The 22,744-nt window shown below is 60.0% G+C and carries 21 protein-coding genes; 5 read left to right on the top strand and 16 right to left on the bottom strand.

From position 1 onward, the window contains the following. Positions 1–17: 17 nt before the first annotated feature. Positions 18–485, top strand: a complete 468-nt coding sequence (locus tag RS75_RS19960) for a chemotaxis protein CheW (protein ID WP_003513183.1) — start codon at positions 18–20, stop codon at positions 483–485. Between the two features lie 209 nt (positions 486–694). Here the strand turns inward: RS75_RS19960 and RS75_RS19955 are convergent, their stop codons facing one another. From RS75_RS19955 to gcvA, 3 genes are read right to left on the bottom strand one after another with little or no spacing between them, the layout of a single operon-like run. Further along, positions 695–1,186, bottom strand: a complete 492-nt coding sequence (locus RS75_RS19955; RefSeq protein WP_045023729.1) for a CreA family protein — start codon at positions 1,184–1,186, stop codon at positions 695–697. A gap of 46 nt (positions 1,187–1,232) precedes the next feature. After that, entirely contained in the window at positions 1,233–1,841 is a 609-nt protein-coding gene (locus RS75_RS19950) for a 3'-5' exonuclease (RefSeq protein ID WP_045023727.1), read from the bottom strand. A gap of 43 nt (positions 1,842–1,884) precedes the next feature. Beyond that, complete coding sequence (gcvA, locus tag RS75_RS19945) at positions 1,885–2,787, bottom strand: transcriptional regulator GcvA (protein WP_045023725.1); 903 nt, start codon at positions 2,785–2,787, stop codon at positions 1,885–1,887. A gap of 196 nt (positions 2,788–2,983) precedes the next feature. Between gcvA and RS75_RS19940 the strand changes: the two genes are divergently transcribed. From RS75_RS19940 to RS75_RS19935, 3 genes are all read left to right on the top strand, one after another. Then, positions 2,984–3,904, top strand: a complete 921-nt coding sequence (locus tag RS75_RS19940) for a DMT family transporter (protein WP_045023723.1) — start codon at positions 2,984–2,986, stop codon at positions 3,902–3,904. A 4-nt stretch (positions 3,905–3,908) separates the two neighbouring features. Next, positions 3,909–4,031 carry a hypothetical protein gene (locus tag RS75_RS27330; RefSeq protein WP_267884627.1) on the top strand — a complete coding sequence of 41 codons (123 nt, stop codon included), beginning with the start codon at positions 3,909–3,911 and terminating at the stop codon, positions 4,029–4,031. Positions 4,032–4,114: 83 nt separating this feature from the next. Beyond that, complete coding sequence (locus RS75_RS19935; RefSeq protein WP_045023721.1) at positions 4,115–4,648, top strand: GNAT family N-acetyltransferase; 534 nt, start codon at positions 4,115–4,117, stop codon at positions 4,646–4,648. A 6-nt stretch (positions 4,649–4,654) separates the two neighbouring features. Here the strand turns inward: RS75_RS19935 and RS75_RS19930 are convergent, their stop codons facing one another. The 9 genes from RS75_RS19930 to RS75_RS19890 all read right to left on the bottom strand — a co-directional run bounded on the left by RS75_RS19930 (position 4,655) and on the right by RS75_RS19890 (position 16,946). Continuing rightward, on the bottom strand, positions 4,655–5,551 hold the full coding sequence (locus RS75_RS19930) for an aminoglycoside phosphotransferase family protein (RefSeq protein ID WP_045023719.1): 897 nt from the start codon (positions 5,549–5,551) through the stop codon (positions 4,655–4,657). A gap of 64 nt (positions 5,552–5,615) precedes the next feature. After that, positions 5,616–7,790, bottom strand: coding sequence for an NAD-dependent DNA ligase LigA (gene ligA / locus RS75_RS19925; protein WP_045023717.1), 2,175 nt, complete (start codon positions 7,788–7,790; stop codon positions 5,616–5,618). 122 nt (positions 7,791–7,912) lie between these two features. Then, on the bottom strand, positions 7,913–9,586 hold the full coding sequence (recN, locus tag RS75_RS19920) for a DNA repair protein RecN (RefSeq protein ID WP_045023715.1): 1,674 nt from the start codon (positions 9,584–9,586) through the stop codon (positions 7,913–7,915). A gap of 15 nt (positions 9,587–9,601) precedes the next feature. Then, complete coding sequence (locus tag RS75_RS19915; RefSeq protein ID WP_045023713.1) at positions 9,602–10,468, bottom strand: outer membrane protein assembly factor BamD; 867 nt, start codon at positions 10,466–10,468, stop codon at positions 9,602–9,604. Between the two features lie 235 nt (positions 10,469–10,703). Continuing rightward, the gene (gene lpxC / locus RS75_RS19910; protein WP_045023897.1) at positions 10,704–11,660 is read right to left on the bottom strand and encodes a UDP-3-O-acyl-N-acetylglucosamine deacetylase; all 957 of its coding nucleotides are present in this window, start codon (positions 11,658–11,660) and stop codon (positions 10,704–10,706) included. A gap of 270 nt (positions 11,661–11,930) precedes the next feature. Continuing rightward, a complete protein-coding gene (gene ftsZ / locus RS75_RS19905; protein WP_045023711.1) occupies positions 11,931–13,679 on the bottom strand; it encodes a cell division protein FtsZ in 1,749 nt (582 codons plus the stop codon). 92 nt (positions 13,680–13,771) lie between these two features. After that, a complete protein-coding gene (gene ftsA, locus RS75_RS19900) occupies positions 13,772–15,103 on the bottom strand; it encodes a cell division protein FtsA (RefSeq protein WP_045023708.1) in 1,332 nt (443 codons plus the stop codon). Continuing rightward, entirely contained in the window at positions 15,100–16,032 is a 933-nt protein-coding gene (locus RS75_RS19895) for a cell division protein FtsQ/DivIB (protein WP_045023706.1), read from the bottom strand. The genes ftsA and RS75_RS19895 overlap by 4 nt, the downstream gene beginning before the upstream one ends. Then, positions 16,020–16,946, bottom strand: coding sequence for a D-alanine--D-alanine ligase (locus RS75_RS19890; protein ID WP_045023704.1), 927 nt, complete (start codon positions 16,944–16,946; stop codon positions 16,020–16,022). Before RS75_RS19890 ends, RS75_RS19895 begins: the two co-directional genes overlap by 13 nt. A 542-nt stretch (positions 16,947–17,488) precedes the next feature. Between RS75_RS19890 and RS75_RS19885 the strand changes: the two genes are divergently transcribed. Then, positions 17,489–18,793 (top strand): MFS transporter, encoded by a 1,305-nt coding sequence (locus RS75_RS19885; RefSeq protein WP_045023702.1) that lies wholly within the window; start codon positions 17,489–17,491, stop codon positions 18,791–18,793. A 291-nt stretch (positions 18,794–19,084) separates the two neighbouring features. Here RS75_RS19885 and RS75_RS26675 read toward each other — a convergent pair whose 3' ends face one another. Genes RS75_RS26675 through murG form a run of 4 tightly spaced genes read right to left on the bottom strand, consistent with a single transcriptional unit; the run spans position 19,085 to position 22,742 of the window. Next, positions 19,085–19,225: a hypothetical protein gene (locus tag RS75_RS26675; RefSeq protein WP_160297195.1), complete on the bottom strand. Its 141-nt coding sequence runs from the start codon at positions 19,223–19,225 to the stop codon at positions 19,085–19,087. A 6-nt stretch (positions 19,226–19,231) separates the two neighbouring features. Beyond that, positions 19,232–20,197 carry a UDP-N-acetylmuramate dehydrogenase gene (gene murB, locus RS75_RS19875; RefSeq protein WP_045023700.1) on the bottom strand — a complete coding sequence of 322 codons (966 nt, stop codon included), beginning with the start codon at positions 20,195–20,197 and terminating at the stop codon, positions 19,232–19,234. Then, on the bottom strand, positions 20,194–21,609 hold the full coding sequence (gene murC, locus RS75_RS19870; RefSeq protein ID WP_045023698.1) for a UDP-N-acetylmuramate--L-alanine ligase: 1,416 nt from the start codon (positions 21,607–21,609) through the stop codon (positions 20,194–20,196). The genes murB and murC overlap by 4 nt, the downstream gene beginning before the upstream one ends. Further along, positions 21,606–22,742 (bottom strand): undecaprenyldiphospho-muramoylpentapeptide beta-N-acetylglucosaminyltransferase, encoded by a 1,137-nt coding sequence (gene murG, locus RS75_RS19865; protein ID WP_045023896.1) that lies wholly within the window; start codon positions 22,740–22,742, stop codon positions 21,606–21,608. The genes murC and murG overlap by 4 nt, the downstream gene beginning before the upstream one ends. Between the last annotated feature and the right edge of the window lie 2 nt (positions 22,743–22,744).

Here is a 22,744-nt window from a genome sequence, read left to right as displayed (position 1 = left end):
AGAGGAAACCTGCCGCCATGTCCAACGCCATCAAGCAATCCGGCGCATATCTCGAAATCGTTTCCTTCCATCTCGGCGGTCAGGAATTCTGCATCGACATCATGGCGATCCGCGAAATTCGCGGCTGGGCGCCCGTCACCCCGATGCCGCACACACCGCCTTATGTTCTCGGCCTCATCAATCTGCGCGGCGCCGTCATTCCCGTCATCGACATGGCAGGACGCCTCGGCATGAAGATGACCGAGCCTTCCGAACGCTCCGCCATCATCGTCACCGATATCGGCGGCAAGCTGGTGGGACTTCTGGTGGAACAGGTCTCCGACATGATGACCATCCGCTCCGAGGATTTGCAGCCCGCGCCCGATATCATTCCGGAAGAACAGCGCAACTTCTGCCGCGGTATCGTGGCGCTGGAAAAAAGCATGGTCTGCTTCCTCAACCTCGACACCGTGATCGCCGACGAGCTGGCGCGCGAAGCGGCCTGATAGGGCCGAGCTATTGTCTACGTCAGCGCCGTTGAAGCGGCGGGATGTTTAATTTGGCAGTCCCGATTCAGTAAAACTCCGTCACCCCGGACTTGATCCGGGGTCCAGTGCGTTCAAGTCCTTGATCGCGTAAGACTCTTTCACGGCGCAGACGCGCCGTGGCTGGATGCCGGATCAAGTCCGGCATGACGGAGAGGGTTGGACAACCCTCACGGCTTGCCCTTTTCCCACGTCACCTGCTGGTTATAGAGCGGCACCGTGGAAATCGCCATCTTGGCCGAACCGTCAGTCAGTTCCCGCGCATGCACCAGATAGATCAGCGTATCATTGGCCTTGTCATAGACGCGGCTGACGACGAGCTTCTTCCAGACCAGCGACATGCCTTGCCGGAACACCTCTTCCCCGCCCTTGGACAGATCGATGTCGCCGATTTCCACCGGCCCCGTCTGGCTACAGGAAATGGCGTTGTTCGAAGGGTCCTCGAACCAGTTGCCGTTCTTCAGCCGGTCGATGACGCCGCGCTCGAAATAGGTCACATGGCAGGTCACGCCCTTGATCTTGGGGTCGGCAATCGCCTCGATGACGATATCGTTGCCGATCCAGTCGACACCCACCTCGCCGACAACCTGCGAATGCGCCACTGTCACCGGAAGCAATGCCAGAAAGCCCGCAAACAAACCCGACAGAGTTTTCATCGTCATCGCATATTCTCCGTTACGCTGCTTCAAACATAAGTGCGGGGAACGGTTACGCAACCCGCGAGACGACGCGTTTTTTCATGCTGCATGGCTGGTAACCGTTGGATGTAAGGCGGCCGGCGACCATGCCGATCTTTTCCGGCAGATCGCGGATATGGGCAACGCGCAGTGCCTTGGCCGCCGCAATCGACGCGGCCGCGCAGACCACGGCGTCCTCGGCGGCATTGTGGTGCACGAAACGCAGCTGGAGATGATGGGCGATTACATTCAGCTTGTGCGATGCCAGCTGCGGCCAGACATGCCGGGCGATCTTGACGCTGCACAGATAGGAAAGGTCCGGATAGGACTGCCGGTATTTGTCGAAAGAGGCCCGCATGACGCTGAAATCGAAAGCGGCATTATGGGCGATCATCGTGGCGCCCTTGATATCGTCGATGAACTCTTCCATCACATCAGGGAATTCCGGCGCGTCCTCGACATCGGCAGGACATATCCCGTGCACGGCGATATTGAAGGGTGAAAACCGCATCTCCCTCGGGCGGATGAGCCGTTCCTCGACGCGAACGATCTCACCGTTTTCTATCCACGCAAGCCCGACGGAGCAGGCGCTGCCCCGCTCCTCATTGGCGGTCTCGAAATCGATGGCGATGGTTTTCAAGAGTGATTCCCGTTGTTTCATTCCGGCATAAACCGGATTGGCGTCAAAGAGAACCGGCCTCTGTGGAAGATGCCTCCGAAACCATCCAGTCCAGCAACCTTACAAGATCGGGATTTTCCAGCATCCGCCGCGGATAGACCAGGAAATAGGCGAGCGTGCTGGCAATATCCGTCCCGAACGGCGCAATCAGCGCTCCTTCCGCAAGCTCGCGGGAAACCAGCGAGCGCCGCGTCAGCGCCACACCGTGTCCTGCCTTGGCCGCATCCAGCGCACCGTTGCTGTCGATGAATACGGTACCGCCGGAAGCGTCGACCTCCGATGCGCCCGCCGTTTCCAGCCAACGCCGCCATTCATTGCGGTTTTCATCGTGCAGCAGCGGAACGGATTTCAGATCGCCGGCAACCCTCAGCGGCCCGTATTTTTCAAAAAGCTGCGGCGAGCAGACCGGCAAGGTGCTGTCATCTATGAAGCGGATGCTTTCCAGCCCTTCATAACGGCCAAACCCGTGCCGCACCGCCAGATCGACATCGTCCCGCGAAAAATCCACCAGCCGGTTCGTCACGCTGATACGCACATCCACATGCGGGTTCTGTTGCTGGAAACCTGGCAGTCTCGGCATCAGCCATTGCACGGCAAACGTCGGTGTGCAGCTCAGCGTCAGAACCGTAATCTCGGATCGTGCCGTCAGTTCCGCCGTCGCCTCGCGCATCATCCGGAACGCGGTGCGAAGCGAGCCGTAATAACGCTCCCCCTCGCGTGTCAGCTGGATACTGCGCGGCTTGCGCAGAAACAGCTGCACGCCAAGGCGAGCTTCCAGCTCCCTGATTTGCAGGCTGACCGCGCCGGGGGTGACGTTCAACTCGTTGGAAGCAAGCGTGACGCTGCGATACCGCGCCGCAGCTTCAAAGGCCTGCAATCCTTTCAAGGAAGGAAGTTCCGCAATCATGATTTAGCTCAGCTCAATTATGTGACGAGAAACTATCGTTTGAAAACACCATAAAACAGGGAGTAAATGGAAGCAACACGACGTGAAGCGGCGGAAAGCCCGGAACCATGGATTGAGGTGAACTCAACCGATATCGGGTGGATGGCGGCAGCGGCACCTGCGATCATGTCATAATTCATGCCCTTGGGAGACGAAGATGGCGATACAAAAACAGATGGATGCCGGCGAATGGGGGATGCTCGTCGCGCTCTCGCTGCTGTGGGGCGGATCGTTCTTTTTCATCGGCATCGCCGTCAAGGAACTGCCGCCCGTCACCATCGTCGCGCTGCGCGTCAGCCTCGCGGCCGTGGCCCTGCTGATCGTCTGCCGCATCATGGGTCTTCACCTGCCGCGTGAGGGGGCCGTGTGGCGCGCCTTTTTCGGCATGGGCCTGCTCAACAACATCATTCCCTTCTGCCTGATCGTCTGGGGCCAGACCCATATTGCCAGCGGGCTTGCCTCGATCCTCAATGCGACGACGCCGCTCTTCACGGTCATCGTCGCCCATTTTCTTACCACCGACGAAAAGATGACCAGCAACAAGCTTGCAGGTGTTCTCATCGGTTTTGTCGGCGTGGCCACGATGATTGGCCCGGCAGCCTTTGGCGGTGCGGCATCCAACCTCTGGGGCCAGCTCGCCATTCTCGGCGCAGCCATCTCCTATTCCTTCGCGGGCATATTCGGCCGCCGCTTCAAGGCCATGGGCGTGCCGCCGCTGATGACCGCCACCGGCCAGATCTCCTCCTCGACCCTGATGCTGATCCCGGCAGCCCTCCTCATCGACAAGCCATGGACGCTTGCCATGCCGAGCCTTGGCACCTGGGGCGCGCTTGTCGGCATCGCCTTGCTGTCCACCGCACTCGCCTATCTCATCTTCTTCCGTATTCTTGCCACAGCCGGCGCCACCAACCTCGCGCTCGTCACCTTCCTCATCCCGGTCAGCGCCATCCTGCTCGGCTCGCTCATTCTCGGCGAACAGCTGGAAATCAAGCACTTCGCCGGCATGGCGATGATCGCGGCCGGCCTCGCAGCGATCGACGGCAGGTTGTTCAGACGCCTTCGAACAGCTCGGGGCTAAGAAGATGGCATTGACAAGCTTTGCGGCCCCGGCCAATCTGTCGGCCATGATCGCACAATCGCGCAAAACCATGCTCAACAACACCACCTCCGGTAAGCCGGCGGGCGGTGGAGCATTGTCGCGATAGATTAGCGATCCTTGTCCATCATGCCCTGCCGCAAGAGCAGGGCGAATGGTCCCCTGCTCTCCGGCCCAACAGGAGAACAGCCAATGCCCCAGCCGCAAAGCGACCTGCCGCCCGTTCAGGATTTCAAGATCGATGAATTGCTCATCCGCGGTATCAGGCCAGATGATGCCGAAGGCTTGACGCAGGTGCTCAACATGCCCGGCGTGCGTTGGGGAACATTGCGCCAGCCCTTCCAGAGCGTCACGCAAACCCGGCAGTATATCGAAGGCCTTTCCCAATCCGACATCGTCGTGGCCGCCGAATGGCGTGGCAGGATTTTGGGCAATGCCGGCCTGCACGCCAGAACCGGACGGCAGAAACACATCGCTTCCCTCGGCATCGGCATCCATGACGATTTCGCCGGCAAGGGCATCGGCTCGAAGCTTCTGGCGGCGCTGATCGATGCCGCCGACAACTGGCACGATATTCGCCGCATCGAACTGAACGTCTTCACCGACAATCTCGCCGCTATCCGGCTCTATGAGAAGTTCGGCTTCGAACACGAGGGCACCTTGCGCAACTATGCCTTTCGCGATGGGAAATATGCCGATTCCTACGGGATGGCGCGGCTGCGCTGATGCTTCTCAGGCGGACAAAGAATGATCCGCAAACACTTCCCGAATGGTCCTGCGTGACCATTCGGCCAGTTTCTCGTCGCGACCCCGCTGCGCTTCGAGCGTGATCAGCGCTTTCCATAGCGCCCAGCCGCGTCCGCGATGCCATGTGGCAGCGTCCACATCCATCGCCTGGCGAAAAACGGCGCGGCTTTCCGTATCCAGCACATTCCATGCGAGAATGAGATCGGAAGACGGATCGCCGACGCCGGAACTGCCGAAATCGATGACGGCTGACAGGTGTCCGTCCTTGACGAGAAGATTGCCTTCGGCGATATCGCCATGCACCCAGACGCCCGGCCCCTGCCAGCGGCTCGAAAGGGCGAGCTGCCATATCTCCATGGCCAGCGCCTGATCGACCTCATCGGCAAGATGCGACGCCGCCGCTCTCGCCTCGCCGTCATAAACCGCGAGCGATCCGCCCCGATGGAAATTATGCTCGCCCGCAGGCGGACCATCCGAGGCATCGATGCCGTGCAGGGCTTTCAAAAACGCAGCCACGTCAAAGGCTATGGTTGCGAGATCAATGCGGTCGAGATGCTGGGCTAGAGGCTCGCCCTCAAGCCAGCCATAAACGGACCACGGAAACGGATAATCCTGCCCCGGCTCACCAATCGCCAATGGCTCCGGGATCGGAAGAGGCAAAAGAGGCGCAAGCTCCGGCAACCAGCGATGCTCCTTTTCCACCTGCGCCACATAACGCGCAGCACTCGGCAGCCGCACCAGCATGTCGTCACCAAGGCGAAAGCTGCGATTGTCCCAGCCGCTCAGTTCCACCGGCCTGACATCGAGATGCCCCCACTGCGGAAACTGGCCCGCAATCAGCGCCCGGACCTGCTGCGAAGAGATGATGATGCGATCATCCATGTCCCGTTCCCCATTTCAGGATGAGACCTGTAGCCGTGCAAAACAACGCGGCGATGACGATACCTCAGCCGCTAATCAGCGCCAGCCACTCGTCCTCATCCATGGTCTGCACGCCAAGCTCCGCAGCCTTGGCAAGCTTAGAGCCTGCCCCCGGCCCGGCCACCAGAATATCCGTCTTTTTCGACACGGAACCGGCCACTTTCGCACCAAGGCTTTCGGCACGCGCCTTGGCCTCGTCGCGGGTGAATTTTTCGAGCGAGCCGGTAAAGACCACCGTCTTGCCCGCCACGGGGCTGCCTTCGGTCGAGGGCTTTTCCGCTTCCTTCGGTCGCAGTTCCCGTATCAGCCGGTCGATGACATCGAGATTACGCGGTTCCTTGTAGAATTCGATGATGGCGCGGGCCACGACCTCGCCAATGCCGTCGATACTGTTGAGCTCGGCCCAGGCATCGCTCGCCGGATCGGCTGCCGCCTTCATGCCCTCCTCGAAATGCTCGTAGGTGCCGTAGGAGCGCGCCAGAAGCTTCGCCGTGGTCTCCCCAACATGGCGGATGCCGAGCGCGAAGATCAGCCGGTGAAGATCGATCTCGCGGCGGGCATCGATAGCATCGAACAGCTTTTTGACGCTGACCTTGCCGAAGCCGTCGATATTCTCGAGCTTAGTCAGCGTAGAGGATTCCTGCCGCGCCTTCAGCGTGAAGATATCAGGCGCAGTCTTGATCGACAGGGTGGGATCGTCGCTCTCGAAGAAGAAGTCGATCTGCTTGGTGCCCAGCCCCTCGATATCAAAGGCATTGCGCGAGACGAAATGTTTGAGGTGCTCGACCGCCTGCGCCCGGCAGACAAAACCGCCGGTGCAGCGCGTGACCGAATCAAGCTTGCCGGTCTTTTCATTGCGCTCCCGCACCGCATGGCTGCCGCAAACAGGACATTTCTCCGGGAATGCATATTTCACCGCATCAGTCGGGCGCTTCTCCAGCAGCACGTCCAGCACCTGCGGAATGACGTCGCCGGCGCGCTGCACGATGACCGTATCGCCGATGCGGATATCGTGATCTTCAGGACGGATGCGCTCGCCGCTATTGCCGATGCCTTCGATATAGTCGGCATTGTGCAGTGTCGCATTGGTCACGACGACACCACCGACGGTGATCGGCGTCAGACGCGCAACCGGTGTCAGCGCGCCGGTACGCCCCACCTGGATTTCGATGTTCTCGACCGTGGTGAAAGCCTGCTCGGCCGGAAACTTGTGCGCGGTGGCCCAGCGCGGACTGCGCGAGCGGAAACCCAGCCGTTCCTGAAGATCGAGCCGGTCGACCTTATAGACCACGCCGTCGATATCGTAATCGAGATCCGGCCGCGCGATGCCGATTTCATTATAATGTTCAAGCAATTGCTCGGCAGAGGTGAATCGCTTCATCAGCGGATTGACCGGAAAACCCCACTCCCGGAATTTCTCGACGATGCCATATTGCGTATCGGCAATCCGCGTCGGCTGGCCTCCATTCGAGACCTCGCCCAGAGCATAGGCGAAGAACCTCAGCTTGCGTTTCGCCGTCACATTGGCGTCAAGCTGGCGCAGCGAACCGGAGGCGGTGTTGCGCGGGTTCACATAGGTCTGTTTGCCGTCGGCCTCCATCTGGGCGTTAAGCGCCAGAAAGTCGCTCTTGGCCATATAGACCTCGCCGCGCACCTCCACCACATCGGGCGCACCGGCAAGCAGAGTGTTGGGAATTTCCTTGATGGTCTTGATATTCGCGGTGACGTTTTCGCCCGTCGTACCGTCACCACGCGTCGCCGCCGTCTTCAACTTGCCGTTCTCGTAGCGGATGGACATGGAAAGCCCGTCAATCTTCGGCTCGGCCGTAAAGGCGATCGAATCATCCGGCAGTTGCCCGAGGAAGCGATAGACGGAACTGACGAAATCGCGCAGATCCTCTTCAGAAAACGTGTTGTCCAACGACAGCATCGGCCGCGCATGGACGATTGGCGCAAAGGTCGGAAGTGGCGTGAAGCCAACTTTCTTCGATGGGCTGTCAGCCCGCACCAGCGCCGGAAATGCCGCCTCGATGGCATCGTTGCGCCGCTTCAGCGCATCATATTCCGCGTCCGAAATCTCCGGCGCGTCCTTGCCGTGGTAGAGCGCATCGTGGCGGGCAAGCTCGGCCGCCAGAAATGCCAGCTCGGAAGAGGCTTCAAGCTCGGTCAGGTTTTCGACGGGAATCTGATCTTTCGACATGGCGGCCTCGTTGAGAAATACCGAACGCTTTTAGCCGAAATAAAATACAATAAAAACAAGTTTTGCCGCCGGAGTCACAACGCCGAAAGGCACCCTCACCCTGGCAGCACTGTCGCGATCGGTCAGTCCTTGGCGGCAAGCAAGCGGGCCGCCGCCGCCCTCGCCTCGTCGGTCACCGAGGCGCCGGCCAGCATGCGGGCGATTTCTTCGGTGCGGTGTTTCGGCTCCATGGTCGCGACGCGCGTGGCGATACGTTCTGTGCCGTCGCCGGAAGGGCCTTTGGAAATGAGAAGATGCGTGGCCGCCCGGGCTGCCACCTGCGGCGCGTGGGTGACGGACAGCACCTGCACGGTTTTCGACAGGCGACGAAGCCGCTGGCCTATGGCATCCGCCACGGCACCGCCGACACCCGTATCGATTTCGTCGAAAACCAGCGTCGGTGCGGAACCGCGATCCGCCAGCGCCACTTTCAGGGCCAGCAGGAAACGGGACAATTCGCCGCCTGAGGCGACTTTCATGATCGGGCCGGGGCGCGTTCCCGGATTGGTCTGGACGTGGAATTCCACGGTATCGATACCATCAGCCGTCGCCTGCTCGGGATCGGACGTCACCTCGACGGTAAAACGTGCCCGCTCCAGCTTGAGCGCCGGAAGTTCGGCCATGACAGCCTCGGAAAGCGCACCCGCCGCATGACGGCGCTTTTCGGAAAGCGATTTCGCCGCATGGTCGAAATCGGCCTTCACCATGCCGAGATTGGCCTCAAGCTTGCCGAGCTTTTCTTCGCCGGCATCGAGATCGGCGAGATCCGCGACCATTTTTTCCGCAAGCGCCGGCAGATCAGGCACCGGGACATTGTATTTGCGCCCGGCGGCACGCAGCGCAAACAGCCGTTCCTCCACCCGCTCCAGCTCACGCGGATCGAACTCGGTGCGGCGCAGCGCCGCCTCCACTTCCATCTGCGCATTGGAAAGACTGTCGAGCGCAGCATCCAGCAATTGCACGGTGTCTTCCAGCAATCCCGGCGCCTCGTGGCTCTTGCGCTCCAGCCGCCGCATCATCGAGGCGATGACAGGCACGGGCGAGGCGTTGCCGTTCAAAAACTCGCTCGCTTCGGCGATATCGCCGGCGATGCGTTCGGATTTCTGCATTATCGCCCGGCGGCCGGCAAGCTCGTCCTCCTCGCCGTCGCGCGGCGAAAGCACTTCAAGCTCCTCGACGGAAGAACGCAGGAAGTCTGCCTCGCGGGCAGCAGCCTCCACCTTGGCGCGATGGATCTTCAACGCCCGCTCGGCATCCTTCCAGGTGCGGTAGAAACCCTGCACGGCGCGGGAATCATCACTGAGACCCGCAAAGGCATCCAGCAGCGTGCGGTGGGCATCGATATCGACAAGCGCGCGGTCGTCATGCTGGCCGTGAATTTCGACCAGCAATTGCCCGAGCTGGCGCATCATCTGCACGCTGACAGCTTGATCGTTGACATAGGCCTTGGTGCGCCCGTCTGCGGATTGCACCCGGCGAAAAATCAGGTCGCCGTCGTCATCGAGACCGTTTTCGCGCAGGAGAAGCCGTGTCGGATGGTTGTTCGGCACCTCGAACGTGGCGGTGACCTGGCCCTTGTCTTCGCCGTGACGCACAAGATCGCCATCGCCGCGTCCACCGAGCGCAAGCGACAGGCTGTCGAGCAGAATGGATTTGCCCGCGCCAGTCTCACCCGTCAACACGGAAAGGCCCGCCTCAAAACCGAGGTCGAGCCTTTCAATCAGAACGATGTCACGAATCGAGAGCTGGACCAGCATGGCCTATGCCCTGTCTCAGGCGCCGATAAGCTTCTTGCCGGCACGCGAAATCCAGGACCCCTTGTTTTCACGCGGCTCCAACCCGCCGCCCTTCAGCAGCTTGTAGGAATCCGCATACCATTGGCTGTCGGGATAGTTGTTGCCGAGAACGGCGGCAGCAGTCTGCGCTTCGTCGGAAAGACCCATCGCATAATAGGCTTCCGTCAGACGCGCCAGCGCTTCCTCGATCTGGTTGGTGTTCTGGTATTGCTCGACGACGATGCGGAAACGCGAAACGGCGGCGAGATATTCCTTGCGCTCAAGGTAATAACGGCCGACCTGCATTTCGCGGCCGGCGAGCTGGTCGCGGGCGAAACGGATCTTGGCCTGCGCGTCGGCGACATATTCCGATTCAGGGTAGTCGTTGACCACCTTGTTCATCGCCTCAATGGTGCGCTGTGCGGCGCGCTGATCCTGCGTCACGTCGGAAATCTGCTTCGAATAGGCAAGGCCGATCATGTACTGAACGTAAGCGGCGTCCTTGGAGCGCGGATATTGCCGCAGGAAACGGCTGCCCGACGCGATTGCCACATCGTTCTTGTTCGTGCGCGTGGCGATGAAAGTCTGCATCACCAGCGACTTCTGGCCCCATTCGGTGAAGGGATACTGCTTGTCGATCGCCTCGAATTTGCGCGAGGCTTCCGTCATGTTGCCGGCGTTCATGTTGGCAAGCCCCTGCTTGTACAGAACGTCTGGCGGATCGGACTCGAAGCCGAGCTTGGTAATGTCGATATCCGGATCGGACTGGCAGGCCGTGACGGCGACACTTGCACCGACCAACATCAACGAAACGGCGATCCCCCGCATCGTACCCTTCATTGCACCAGACCCTACATGCTTCATTCGACAGTTCCCACTTCCCGCGCAAATACATAAGCATCGGCTTCGCACTGGCGTTTCTAGCCATAAAAGCATCCGCAGGGCAACGCAATGATGATGCATTAACGCATTTTTATGGCATCCACCCATGCAATCGCATGAATATCAGGCGATACGGCAAAACATCCCGCCCGCATTACGAAAAAGCCGCCCCGAAAGGGAGCGGCTTTTTCTGTCAATCAATAGCCTGCAAACAAAATCAAGCCGACCAGGGCGCAAATTCCGGCATGTTGACCGGAACGAACTCACGCGCGCGCACCTGGTTGCGGGCGGCCGGAGCCTCCACGATCTCATAGGCCGAACGGTCGCTCAGCAAAGCCTTCAGCGCATTCGCATTGACCTTGTGGCCGCCGCGATAGGAGCGGTAGCAGCCGATGAACTGCGCACCGGCAAGCGCCAGATCGCCCACGGCGTCCAGTGTCTTGTGGCGGACGAATTCGTCCCTGGCGTAACGCAGGCCTTCCATGTTGATGACGCTGTTGTCGTCCGAGATGACAACCGAGTTCTCAAGCGAGGAGCCAAGTGCGTAACCGGCAGCCCACAGGCGCTCCACGTCACGCATGAAGCCGAAGGTGCGGGCGCGGGAAAGCTCGTTCTTGAACGTATCCGCCGTCAGGTCGCCCTTCCAGGACTGCTTGCCGATCAGCGGCGTATCGAAATCGATATCGACCTCGAACCGCGTGCCGTCATAGGGACGGAACTCCGCCCAGGATGCACCCGAATCGATGCGGACCGGCTTGATGACGCGAATATAGCGGCGCTTCACGCCGAGGTTCTTGATGCCGGCCGATTCGATCGCCTCGATGAAAGGCGCGGAGCTGCCGTCCATGATCGGCACTTCAGGACCGTCAACCTCAACGACGAGATTATCGAGGCCCACGGCATAGATGGCGGCCATGACGTGCTCGATCGTCGCCACCGAATGGGACAGCGAACGGCCGAGCACGGTGCACAGATCGGTATTGCCGACATTGGCGGAAACCGCCTTCAATTCTGTTACGCTGCCATTCTCATGAAGGCGCTGAAACACGATGCCCGTTCCGGCTTCTGCGGGCTGGAAGGTCATCGAAACCGGATTGCCGAAATGCACGCCAATGCCCTTGAGCTGAACAGCATTTGCGATAGTCGTCTGAAATCCGAGCAGTCCGATAGTCATGCATATATGCCTTGTTTTGCAAACCGCGCCGCATATCCAGCGCCGTTCAAGTTTTTCAAGCCGGTTTTTAACGACCGGCGAGGTCAATGTTTTCCTCTACCAGCCTCATACATACGCATATGAAAGTGCCACGACAAATCACTGTTCGTTTCGGATTGTTACACGCACAAGCCATTGAAAACATGAATTAATTTACTGTTAACAACGTATAATAAACAAAACGCCCGGATCGTGTGATCCGGGCGTTTCGACAGGTGGACGGAATCGCTGTTAGTTGGACTGGCGGCGCAGGAAGGCCGGAATTTCCAGCTGGTCGTCGTCATGGTGGCTGGCCGAAGAAGGCGTCGCGCGACCGTGATCGTCAAGCTGGCCACGACGCGGTGCGTAGAGGCTGGCTTCCGGCGAAAGCGCGCGGCGCTGCTGCGGCGCCATGTTCGGCGCATCCATCATGTCGGAAGGAACTTCTTCCTCTTCGCGGCGACCAAGCGAGTTGGTGATGCGCTTCAGAAGACCCATCGGGCCACGTTCTTCCTGCGCGGCAGGAGCGGCGTGGGCGCGGTGATCCATCTCGGCCTTCACGACCGGCGGAAAGTCCTCGACCTTCGGCATGCGGACAGGTTCTGGCTGGCGCGCAACCGGAGCCTGATCCTGGTAGACCGGGGCCTGCGGCTGCTGCAGACGCGGAGCCTGCGCGGCAACCTGTTCCGGCGCATGGTAGACCGGTGCCTGAGCAACAGGAGCCGGAGCGGCCTGCTGAACCGGCTGGGCCGGACGGAGGGCCGCCGGTGCTTCAGCCGGGGACGATGCGAACAGCTTGCTCTGCGGACGGAAGTCCTGAGAAGGCTGCTGGTGTGCCGCAAAACCAAGTTCACGTTCCATTTCGGCTTCCGCCGAACGGATGGTCTGGGCGATCTGGTCTACCTTCGGTGCCTGCGATACTGCTTGAGCAGGCTGAACTGCGGCCGGAGCGGGAGCAACGGCCGCGGAAGGACGGATAAGCGGCTTGGCGGCTGCGGCGCGCATATCGGCAATGTTCTGTTCGCCGATACCCGCAACGCGGTCGATGCCGGTCGCCACGACGGAGACGCGGATGAGACCTTCCAGAGCCTCGTCGAAGGTCGCACCGAGGATGATGTTTGCATCCGGATCGACTTCTTCGCGGATACGGGTTGCAGCCTCGTCGACTTCGAACAGGGTGAGGTCGCGACCACCGGTGATGGAGATCAGCAGGCCCTGTGCGCCCTTCATCGAGGTTTCGTCGAGCAGCGGGTTGGCGATAGCCGCTTCCGCAGCCTGCATTGCGCGGCCCGGACCGGAAGCCTCGCCGGTGCCCATCATCGCGCGACCCATTTCACGCATGACCGAACGGACGTCGGCGAAGTCGAGGTTGATGAGACCTTCCTTCACCATCAAATCGGTGATGCAGGCAACGCCCGAATAGAGAACCTGGTCAGCCATGGCGAAGGCGTCGGCAAAGGTCGTCTTGTCGTTGGCAATACGGAAGAGGTTCTGGTTCGGAATGACGATCAGCGTATCGACGGACTTCTGCAGTTCCTCGATGCCCTGTTCGGCAAGACGCATGCGGCGGCCGCCTTCGAAGTGGAAAGGCTTGGTGACGACGCCGACCGTCAGGATGCCCTTGTTGCGGGCGGCCTGTGCGACGACAGGTGCCGCACCCGTGCCGGTGCCACCACCCATGCCGGCGGTGACGAAGCACATGTGGGTGCCGTTCAGGTGATCGATGATCTCATCGATGCATTCTTCAGCGGCGGCGCGTCCGACTTCCGGCTGGGAACCGGCACCGAGACCTTCGGTGACGTTGACGCCGAGCTGGATGACCCGGTCTGCCTTCGTCATGGTCAGCGCCTGCGCATCCGTGTTGGCGACGACGAAATCGACACCCTGGAGGCCGGCCGTGATCATGTTGTTGACAGCGTTACCACCGCCGCCGCCCACACCGAAAACGGTGATGCGTGGCTTCAACTCGGTGATATCAGGCTTTTGCAGCTGTATCGTCATTTTACCATTCCTTCTTTCTCTGGCCGCATCGCCCCGCTGGCCGATTCTTGAAAACTCAACTTGGAAACCTCCGGCTTACGCCACGAGGCCACTCAAAAACTCTCTTTCAACCATTGCCCCACTCGGGCTATCCGGCCGCTACCCGTACCAAACGGCGAGAACATTCCGCCTTGCGCCGCATGAATTTCCACGTCCGCCACCTGCGGATAGATCATCAGTCCGCAGGCGGTTGAAAATGCCGGTCCCTTTGCCGCAACCGGAAGACCCGCAACCCCCATTGGGCGGCCGATACGAACGTTGCGGGCGAGAATGCGCCGTGCCGTTTCCGGCAGCCCCGTCAGCTGGCTTGCGCCGCCCGTCAGCACGACACGCTTGCCGACGATGGGACTGAAGCCGGACTTCTGAATACGATCACGGATCAATTCCAGCGTCTCTTCGATACGCGCCCGCACGATGCGGGTAACAAGTGCCCTTGAAACTTGCGATGGTTGATCGCGATCGTCTTCGCCAATCGGCGGGATCGAAATCATGTCGCGGTCATCCGCGCCATTCAGCAAAGCCGAACCATGCACCACCTTCAGTCTCTCCGCATCTTCGATTCGTGTCGAGAGGCCACGTGCAAGATCTGTGGTGACGTGATGGCCGCCAAGGCCGATCGCATCGGTGTGAATGAGACGGCCCTCGGCAAAAACCGAGATCGTCGTCGTGCCGCCGCCCATGTCGATGGCCGCACAGCCCAGCTCGACTTCATCGTCCACCAGCGCCGCAAGACCGCTGGCATAGGGTGTCGCCACCATGCCCTCGACCGAAAGATGCGCGCGGTTGACACAAAGCTCGAGGTTCTTCAGCGCCGTGCGTTCGACAGTCACGACGTGCATGTCGACACCGAGAAGATCGCCATACATCGACAGCGGATCGCGAATGCCACGCTCGCCGTCCAGCGAATAACCCGTTGGCAGCGAATGCAGGATCGCCCGATCCTGGCGCATGGACTGCTGGCTTGCCGCCACCAGAACCTTGCGCAGGTCGCTCGCTTCCACTTCCTGGCCGCCGAGATCGATGCTCGCCGTATAGATGTCGCTCGCCAGCCGTCCGGCGGAGACATTGACGATCAGGCTGTCGACGGTCAGGCCCGCCATGCGTTCGGCCGCGTCCACCGAAAGACGGATCACACCTTCGAGCGCGTCGAGATCGGCGATCACGCCGGATTTCACGCCGCGCGAACGCTGATGGCCAATGCCGATGATTTCAACCTTGTGCGTGCGGCCGGGTAAGATTTCGCTTTCCTGACGCGGCGTCAGCCGCCCGATCATGCACACGACCTTGGTCGAGCCGATGTCGAGTACCGAAACGATGTGGCTGCGCTTGGAGGAAAGCGGTTTCAGGCGAGGCAGACCGAACTGGGAAGAACCGAAAAAGCTCATGTGTTCTTCTCCGCCTTCTTGAGAGCCTTGGTGCGTGCGTCGACAGCCGTCTGGCGGCGTTCCGTGGCGCCTTCGGTCAACTGGATCGTGGTACGGTCCGTCAGACGCAGATCGACCGCCGCAACATCGCGCGACAGGACCTTTTCCTCGAGATCGAGCCGCGCCAGCAATTGCAGTGCCTGCGGCAGGTTTTCTTCCGGCAGCTTGACGACGATGCCGTTGTCGAGGTGCAGATCCCACCGGCGGCCGGCAATGCGAACATAAGCGCGGACACGGTTGCGGATTTCGGGCCAGTCGGCCAGTTGCGCGACGAAACCGGCAGCACCCGTTTCTGCATCACGTCCAACGAACAGCGGCAGGGCGGCGAATTTATTGTCGCGCAGCGGCGCGATCACGCTGCCGCTTTTTTCGATCAGCGAAAGTTCCGAACCATGCTGCCAGATGCCGAAAGCCTCACGCTCCTTCAGGCGAACCTCAACCGTCTTCGGATAGACCTTGCGGATGTCGACATCTTCCACCCAGGGAAGCTGGACGAGCTTGCGGCGCGCGGCGTCGATATCAAGCGCGATAAGCGAGGTGCTGCCATCAAGACCGAGAAGCTGAAAGACGTCGATTTCCGACGTCTGCAAATTGCCGGAAACCTTGACGTCCTCTACCGCGAAACCGGCGGCCGATGTCGTCGTCTGCGTGACGATGTTTGTGTGTCCGCCAAGCGACATGCCGTAAAGTCCCGTCACCGCATAAAAGGCGACAGCCGAAATCGTGCCGGTATGGGTGGGAATGTGAATGCGCCCGGTCGCAAGGCTGACGCAGAAGCGAACGACGCGACGCAGCGGGCGCGGCAGCACCATGCGATCGTCGGCATTTGCCGTCGCCACGAATTGCTCGCGCTTTTTTGCCGTCGACTTTTTGCCGGTCACCGCAAACACGAAGCGTCCTCCACCATCCAGCTGACAAGGTTACCAAAGGAGCGGCCAGCATGGGCCGCCATTTCCGGCACTAGGGAGGTCGGCGTCATGCCCGGCTGCGTATTCACTTCAAGCCAGATAACTTCGCCATCTTCTGAGAAGCGGTCGTCGTAACGAAAGTCTGAACGGCTTACGCCACGGCACCCGATCGCCCGATGCGCCATAACCGCCAGTGTTTGAATTTTTTGGTAAATTTTCGGTGAAATTTCTGCGGGAATGACATGCTTTGAGCCACCGGCAGCGTATTTAGCGTCATAATCATAGAAATTGTGACCAAGCGGCACCACTTCCGTGACACCGAGCGCCTCACCGTCGAGCACGCCACAGGTTAGTTCGCGACCATGAATGTAACGCTCGACCATCACCTGATCGCCATAACGCCATTCGGACGAGGTAAGAATTTGCGGCGGATGCGACTGATCTTCCTTGACGATCACCACTCCGAAGCTGGAGCCTTCGCGCACCGGCTTCACCACATAGGGAGGCGTCAGCGGGTGTTCGCTGGTGAAATCGAAGCGGTTCATGACGCGTTCGGCAGCCACCGGAATGCCGGCGGCAGCCGCGACCTTCTTGGCCTGCGCCTTGTCCATGGCAAGTGCGGAGGCGAGCACGCCAGAATGGGTATAGGGAATGGCCAGATATTCGAGAATGCCCTGAATGGTGCCGTCTTCACCGAAGGGACCGTGCAGCGCATTGAAGACGACGTCCGGGCGCAGTTCAGCGAGTACGGCCGCGACATCGCGCCCCACATCCACGCGGGTGACCCTGTACCCCTCATCCTCAAGGGCAAGGGCGCAAGCTTCCCCCGACGAGAGGCTGACCGGCCGCTCCGACGAAAACCCACCCAAAAGAACAGCTACGTGCTTGCCGCCCATCGATACCTCTGACACCAATTCTCCGCTACGAACCGCACCGAAACCGACCGAATTTAACGAACGGTGATTCTGGCACATGATCCTTGGGATCAGTTAAACGCCATTAAGGTTAATGAATCGTTTACTTTCGTTAACCGCCGCGCCCAACATGCCGAGTTCCGTTAAAGAATCAGCATCGATCCGAATTCCCTCCTTGGAATCAGATAGTTGCACGGATTGCAACATGCAGGTTTTCAATGATCGGAAATAAAACTGCGGCCCGGCGGGCCTCTGCCGTTGAAGAAGGCAAGACGAAAACGTTAACGGGAGACGCTTTTCCCCAGTGAAAATTATCTGACGTTTCAGCGTTTTAAATCGGCAGCCTGAATCAGTCTCTCAACCGCAGGACCGTGCCCCCGGGCGACGTTGCCGCACCTGTCGCCCAGACGGTCACGTTGTCTGCATTATTTCTTTTTTAGCATTCCAAAAGAACAAAAATTGCGTTAACGCAGTCAGCGCCTCCCAAGGCATGACATGCAATCATCAAAAATGGGACCAAAACCATGACTGACGCGATATCTCCGGTATCGCCGACAGCTGGCAATTCGAACGTTGTAAAGACAAATTCGCCTGCACGAGTTCTCACTGCCAGCCTGGTCGGCACGACCATCGAGTTTTTCGATTTTTACGTTTACGCCACGGCCGCAGTGCTCGTGTTTCCGGCATTGTTCTTCCCGAACAACGACCCGATGACGGCGCTTCTGGCATCTTTCGCGACCTTCTCCATCGCCTTTTTCGCCCGCCCGCTCGGCGCGGTCGTTTTCGGCCATTATGGTGACCGCGTCGGCCGCAAGGTCACGCTTGTCGCCGCCCTTTTGACCATGGGCGTGTCGACGGTCGTTATCGGCCTTCTACCTACCTACGAGACAGCAGGCGTTCTGGCGCCGCTGTTGCTGGCGCTTTGCCGCTTCGGTCAGGGTTTCGGCCTTGGCGGAGAATGGGGCGGCGCGGTCCTGCTCGCCACGGAAAACGCTCCGCCTGGCAAACGCAGCTGGTACGGCATGTTCCCGCAGCTCGGCGCGCCTGTCGGCCTGTTCCTCTCCTCCGGCGTCTTCTGGATCTTGCTGCATTTCATGTCGCAGGAAGCGCTTCTGAGCTGGGGCTGGCGCATTCCCTTCATCGCTTCGATCATCCTGATCGCTGTCGGCATGTGGGTTCGCCTGTCGATCACCGAAACGCCCGACTTCCAGAAGGCTATCGAGAAGGAAGAACGTGTTGCCGTGCCGGTCGTGGAACTGTTCCGCAACCACAAGCGCAGCCTCTTGCTTGGCACCTTCGTGGCGCTGGCCACCTTCGTGCTCTTCTACATCGGCACCGCCTATCTGCTGTCCTACAACGTCAAGGTCCTGAAAATCCCGTTCCTCGACGCGCTGGAAGTGCAGATCCTCGGTTCCATCATCTTCGGCCTCTTCATCCCGATCGCCGGCAAGCTCGCCGAACGGTTCGGCCGTCGTGAAATCCTGATCCTGACGACGGTGCTGATCGGCCTGTTCTCCTTCCTTCTGCCCAGCCTAGTGACCGGCGGCGAAGGTTCGATCTTCGTCTTCGCGGCTCTTGCGATGATGCTGATGGGCATGACCTACGGCCTGATCGGAACGGCGCTCGCAGCGCCCTTCCCGACCCGCGTGCGTTATACCGGCTCATCCATCACCTTCAACATGGCGGGCATCTTCGGTGCCTCGCTGGCGCCCTATATCGCCACTTGGCTGCAGGTGAATCACGGCATGGGATATGTCGGCTATTACCTCTGCGTATCCGCCATCATCACGCTCGGCTGCATCCTGCTTTCCCGCAAGGACGAAGTCTGAGCCAACAGAAAATCCTGACAGCAAAAAGCCCGCGAAACGTCTGTTTCGCGGGCTTTTATTTGGATGCCAATCAGCGTCCCGGATGTTTGTAGTGGTCGTATGCCAACCAGCACAGACATATGGCCGAAACCAGCCAGGGAAATACATACCAGATGAATATTTGCGAGGTCATAGTCTCAGGCCTCCAAGCACACGTCTTGCCGTCAAATGTAGTGCAGCAGCACTGAAAATCCAACCTGCCATAGCGGCAATACTGAAAATATTCGTCGAGGCCGGCGTCAATGACAGTGCCTAGCCAATCACACCCAAGGCGATAAACGCCGTGGAAAGCCGGTCCAGCGCATTGGCCATGAGCTTGCGGCGCTCGTTGGAAACAATGTCCAATCGACGCCGCTCCCGCTCATCCTCAACCGTTGCGCCTTCGCCGACCATTCATCCTCAAGCCCCCAAGAAAGGCTCCACTTCCCGGCCCGGCATGAACAGGCCCAGGCGCTTGATTTCCCATTCCAGCCGGATGCCGGATTTCTCGAACACGCGCTTGCGAATGGTTTCGCCCAGATATTCCAGATCGTAACCGGTCGCATGGCCGGTATTTATCATGAAATTGCAATGCAGCGATGACATCTGCGCGCCACCGATGACCAGACCGCGGCCACCGGCCTCGTCGATCAGTTCCCAGGCCGAATGGCCTTCGGGGTTCTTGAAGGTCGATCCACCGGTCTGTTCGCGGATCGGCTGCACCGTTTCGCGGTGGTGGCGCACGGCATCCATATCGGCGCGGATTTTCGCGCGATCTTCCGGATAACCTTCGAACAACGCACCGGTAAAGATCAGGCCCGCATCAGCACCGGAATGGCGATAGCTGTAACCCATATCCGCATTGGAGAGCACATGCTGGTTGCCCTGACGGTCGACCGCATAGACTTCCACAACGCGCTCACGCGTTTCACCGCCATTGGCGCCCGCATTCATGCGCAGCGCGCCGCCGATGGAGCCGGGAATGCCATAATAGAAGTGGAAACCACCGATGCCATTGTCCATGGCCATCGCGGCAATATGTTTGTCGGGGCAGATCGCACCTGCCTTGAGGCGGTTTTCGCCGGCAAGCTCCACCTGGCCGAAACCCTTGGCGGACAGACGGACGACGACACCGGGAATACCGCCATCGCGCACCAGAAGGTTCGAGCCGACACCAACCACGGTCAACGGCACGTCTTCCGGCAGAATTTTCAGGAATGCAATAAGGTCCTCGGCATCGTGCGGCTGGAACATCACCTCCGCAAGACCGCCTGCTCTGAACCACGTCACGCGGTCCATGGGCGCATCCGGCGTCAGACGTCCCCTCAGCTCATTTACCCCGTCGCCGAGCCTCCCCAGCAATTTAACCCCATCGACCTGTCTCATTCAGACTTTCCTGATATGCTCTTCAATTCCGAAGGCAGCACTGCCGCCCATTGCGTGATATTTCCAGCCCCCAAGAGAACCACGAAATCACCCGGGTTCGCAATGCCCGCAACCACTGAGGCAAGATCTTCCCGTTTCTCAAGAAAACGGGCGTCGCGGTGGCCGGCGGCCTTGATCGCCGAGACCAGCGCTTCCGAGCTTGCGCCTTCGATAGGATCTTCGCCCGCAGCATAGACCGGGGCAAGAACAATCGTGTCCGCATCGTTAAAACAATGCGCGAAATCGTCGAACAGGCTGGAAAGACGGCTGTAGCGGTGCGGCTGGTGCACGGCGATGATGCGGCCCTTGCAGGCCTCGCGCGCGGCCGCCAGCACGGCCTTGATCTCGACGGGATGGTGGCCATAGTCATCGAAGACCTGCACGCCATTGGCTTCGCCAGTCAGCGTGAAGCGCCGCTTGACGCCAGCGAAGGAGGCGAGGCCCTTCTTGATGTCGGCTTCCGAAATACCGAGACGATTGGCGACAGCGATCGCGGCGGTCGCATTCGAAACATTGTGGCGGCCGGGCATCGGCAGCACGAGGTCGGTGAAGGAGAATATCCTGCCAGTGCGGCGGCGACGGATTTCCACGTCGAAGATAGACCGTGTGCCGTCGATGCGCACATTCGAAAAGCGCACGTCGGCCTGCGGGTTTTCGCCATAGGTGATGACCTTGCGGTCCTCGATCCGACCGACCAGCGCCTGCACCTCGGGATGGTCGAGGCACATGACCCCGAAGCCGTAGAACGGAACATTCTCCACGAATTGGCGGAAAGCGGCGCGCACGGCGTCGAAATTGCCGTAATGGTCAAGATGTTCCGGATCGATATTGGTGATGACGGCCACATCGGCGGGAAGCTTCAGGAAGGTGCCGTCGGATTCGTCGGCCTCCACCACCATCCACTCGCCCTCACCCATGCGGGCATTGGTGCCATAGGCGTTGATGATGCCGCCGTTGATCACGGTCGGGTCGAGATTGCCGGCTTCCAGCAGGGTCGCGACCATGGAGGTCGTCGTGGTCTTGCCGTGGGTGCCGCCGATGGCGATGGCGTTGCGGAAACGCATCAGCTCGGCCAGCATTTCGGCGCGACGAACGATCGGCAGGTGTTTTTCCCGCGCGGCGATGAGTTCCGGATTGTTCTTCTTGATCGCGGTGGAAACAACCACGACCTCGGCGTCACCGAGATTATCCGCCGTATGACCGACGAAAACCTCGATACCCTTGTCGCGCAGGCGCTGCACATTGGCGCTGTCTGCCTGGTCGGATCCCTGTACGCGATGACCGAGATTGTGAAGCACTTCGGCAATGCCGCTCATGCCGATCCCGCCTATGCCGATGAAATGGACAAGGCCTATGGCTTTCGGCATCTTCATGCCTCAACTCCTTCAATGTTCTTCTTGAATTCCTGTACGGACCGGCCCGAAGCAATCGCCTCGACCAGATCGGCCAGCACATCCGCAGCATGCGGTTTTCCGGTCGCCTTGGCCGCTGCCGCCGTTGCAGAAAGACGATCCGGCTCGGAAAGCGCCGATGACAACAGGCTGGAAAGCTTCTGCGGCGACAGTTCCGCCTGCTTGATGACGCTTGCGCCGCCGGCTGCCGAAAGCGCTGCCGCATTGGCCGCCTGATCGTGATCCAGCGCATGCGGATAGGGAACGAGGATCGAAGGCCGGCCGATGACCGAAAGCTCCGATACCGTCGAAGCACCCGACCGGCTGATGACCAGATCAGCCTCACCAATGCGCGAAGCCATATCGCCGAAGAAGGGCGAGACATCCGCCTTCACGCCCAGCTTCTGATAGGAGGCGATCACGCTGTCCTTGTCTTCGGGGCGGGCCTGCTGGGTCACGACGATACGCTTGCGCTGTTCGTCCTTCAACAGGCAAATCGCCGCCGGAACGGCGCTGGAAAAGAACTGCGCGCCCTGACTGCCGCCAAACACCACGAGCTGGAACGTCTCGCCCGTCTGCGAGGGCGTATAGGGAATCTCGGATGCCGCCAGCACCGCCGGGCGCACGGGATTGCCGGTCGCCACCGTCTTTTCCGAATATTGGCCGTTGGCGGGCGGCAGAAACCCGCCGGCAATCGCCTTTACCCGGCCGGCCAGCGCCTTGTTGGCACGGCCCATCACCGCATTCTGCTCGTGAATGATGGAGGGGACGCCTAGTCCGGTCGATGCCAGAAGCGGCGGCACAGTGGGATAACCGCCAAAGCCGACGACCGCAACCGGCTTCAGCTTCGTGATCAGCCGGCGCGCTGAACGCAACCCTGTCCACAGCTTCCACAGTGAACGCGCGACGGAAATCGGGTTTTTCGAACCGATGGTGGCAGATGGCACCACATGAATTTCATCCGCCGGGAATTTGCCCGCATAACGCTCGGCGCGGCTGTCGGTGACGAGATGCACCTGATAACCGCGCGCTTTCAGCGTGTGCGCCAGAGCCTCGGCTGGAAAGACATGGCCGCCGGTTCCCCCGGCGGCAAGCAGAACAATACCCTTGCTCATGA

Origin of the sequence: Rhizobium nepotum 39/7 (assembly GCF_000949865.1) — a bacterium.
Lineage (GTDB): Bacteria > Pseudomonadota > Alphaproteobacteria > Rhizobiales > Rhizobiaceae > Agrobacterium > Agrobacterium nepotum.
Note: the sequence above shows the minus strand (reverse complement) of the source record. Positions and strands in the feature narration are given on the sequence as shown.

What these genes read in the sequence shown, in the direction of transcription:
- RS75_RS19960 (WP_003513183.1), top strand. Translation starts at nt 18, where the DNA reads ATGTCCAACGCCATCAAGCAATCCGGCGCATATCTCGAAATCGTTTCC.
- RS75_RS19955 (WP_045023729.1), bottom strand. Translation starts at nt 1,186, where the DNA reads ATGACGATGAAAACTCTGTCGGGTTTGTTTGCGGGCTTTCTGGCATTG.
- gcvA (WP_045023725.1), bottom strand. Translation starts at nt 2,787, where the DNA reads ATGATTGCGGAACTTCCTTCCTTGAAAGGATTGCAGGCCTTTGAAGCT.
- RS75_RS19940 (WP_045023723.1), top strand. Translation starts at nt 2,984, where the DNA reads ATGGCGATACAAAAACAGATGGATGCCGGCGAATGGGGGATGCTCGTC.
- RS75_RS27330 (WP_267884627.1), top strand. Translation starts at nt 3,909, where the DNA reads ATGGCATTGACAAGCTTTGCGGCCCCGGCCAATCTGTCGGCCATGATC.
- RS75_RS19935 (WP_045023721.1), top strand. Translation starts at nt 4,115, where the DNA reads ATGCCCCAGCCGCAAAGCGACCTGCCGCCCGTTCAGGATTTCAAGATC.
- RS75_RS19930 (WP_045023719.1), bottom strand. Translation starts at nt 5,551, where the DNA reads ATGGATGATCGCATCATCATCTCTTCGCAGCAGGTCCGGGCGCTGATT.
- ligA (WP_045023717.1), bottom strand. Translation starts at nt 7,790, where the DNA reads ATGTCGAAAGATCAGATTCCCGTCGAAAACCTGACCGAGCTTGAAGCC.
- recN (WP_045023715.1), bottom strand. Translation starts at nt 9,586, where the DNA reads ATGCTGGTCCAGCTCTCGATTCGTGACATCGTTCTGATTGAAAGGCTC.
- RS75_RS19915 (WP_045023713.1), bottom strand. Translation starts at nt 10,468, where the DNA reads ATGAAGCATGTAGGGTCTGGTGCAATGAAGGGTACGATGCGGGGGATC.
- lpxC (WP_045023897.1), bottom strand. Translation starts at nt 11,660, where the DNA reads ATGACTATCGGACTGCTCGGATTTCAGACGACTATCGCAAATGCTGTT.
- ftsZ (WP_045023711.1), bottom strand. Translation starts at nt 13,679, where the DNA reads ATGACGATACAGCTGCAAAAGCCTGATATCACCGAGTTGAAGCCACGC.
- ftsA (WP_045023708.1), bottom strand. Translation starts at nt 15,103, where the DNA reads ATGAGCTTTTTCGGTTCTTCCCAGTTCGGTCTGCCTCGCCTGAAACCG.
- RS75_RS19890 (WP_045023704.1), bottom strand. Translation starts at nt 16,946, where the DNA reads ATGGGCGGCAAGCACGTAGCTGTTCTTTTGGGTGGGTTTTCGTCGGAG.
- RS75_RS19885 (WP_045023702.1), top strand. Translation starts at nt 17,489, where the DNA reads ATGACTGACGCGATATCTCCGGTATCGCCGACAGCTGGCAATTCGAAC.
- RS75_RS26675 (WP_160297195.1), bottom strand. Translation starts at nt 19,225, where the DNA reads ATGGTCGGCGAAGGCGCAACGGTTGAGGATGAGCGGGAGCGGCGTCGA.
- murB (WP_045023700.1), bottom strand. Translation starts at nt 20,197, where the DNA reads ATGAGACAGGTCGATGGGGTTAAATTGCTGGGGAGGCTCGGCGACGGG.
- murC (WP_045023698.1), bottom strand. Translation starts at nt 21,609, where the DNA reads ATGAAGATGCCGAAAGCCATAGGCCTTGTCCATTTCATCGGCATAGGC.
- murG (WP_045023896.1), bottom strand. Translation starts at nt 22,742, where the DNA reads ATGAGCAAGGGTATTGTTCTGCTTGCCGCCGGGGGAACCGGCGGCCAT.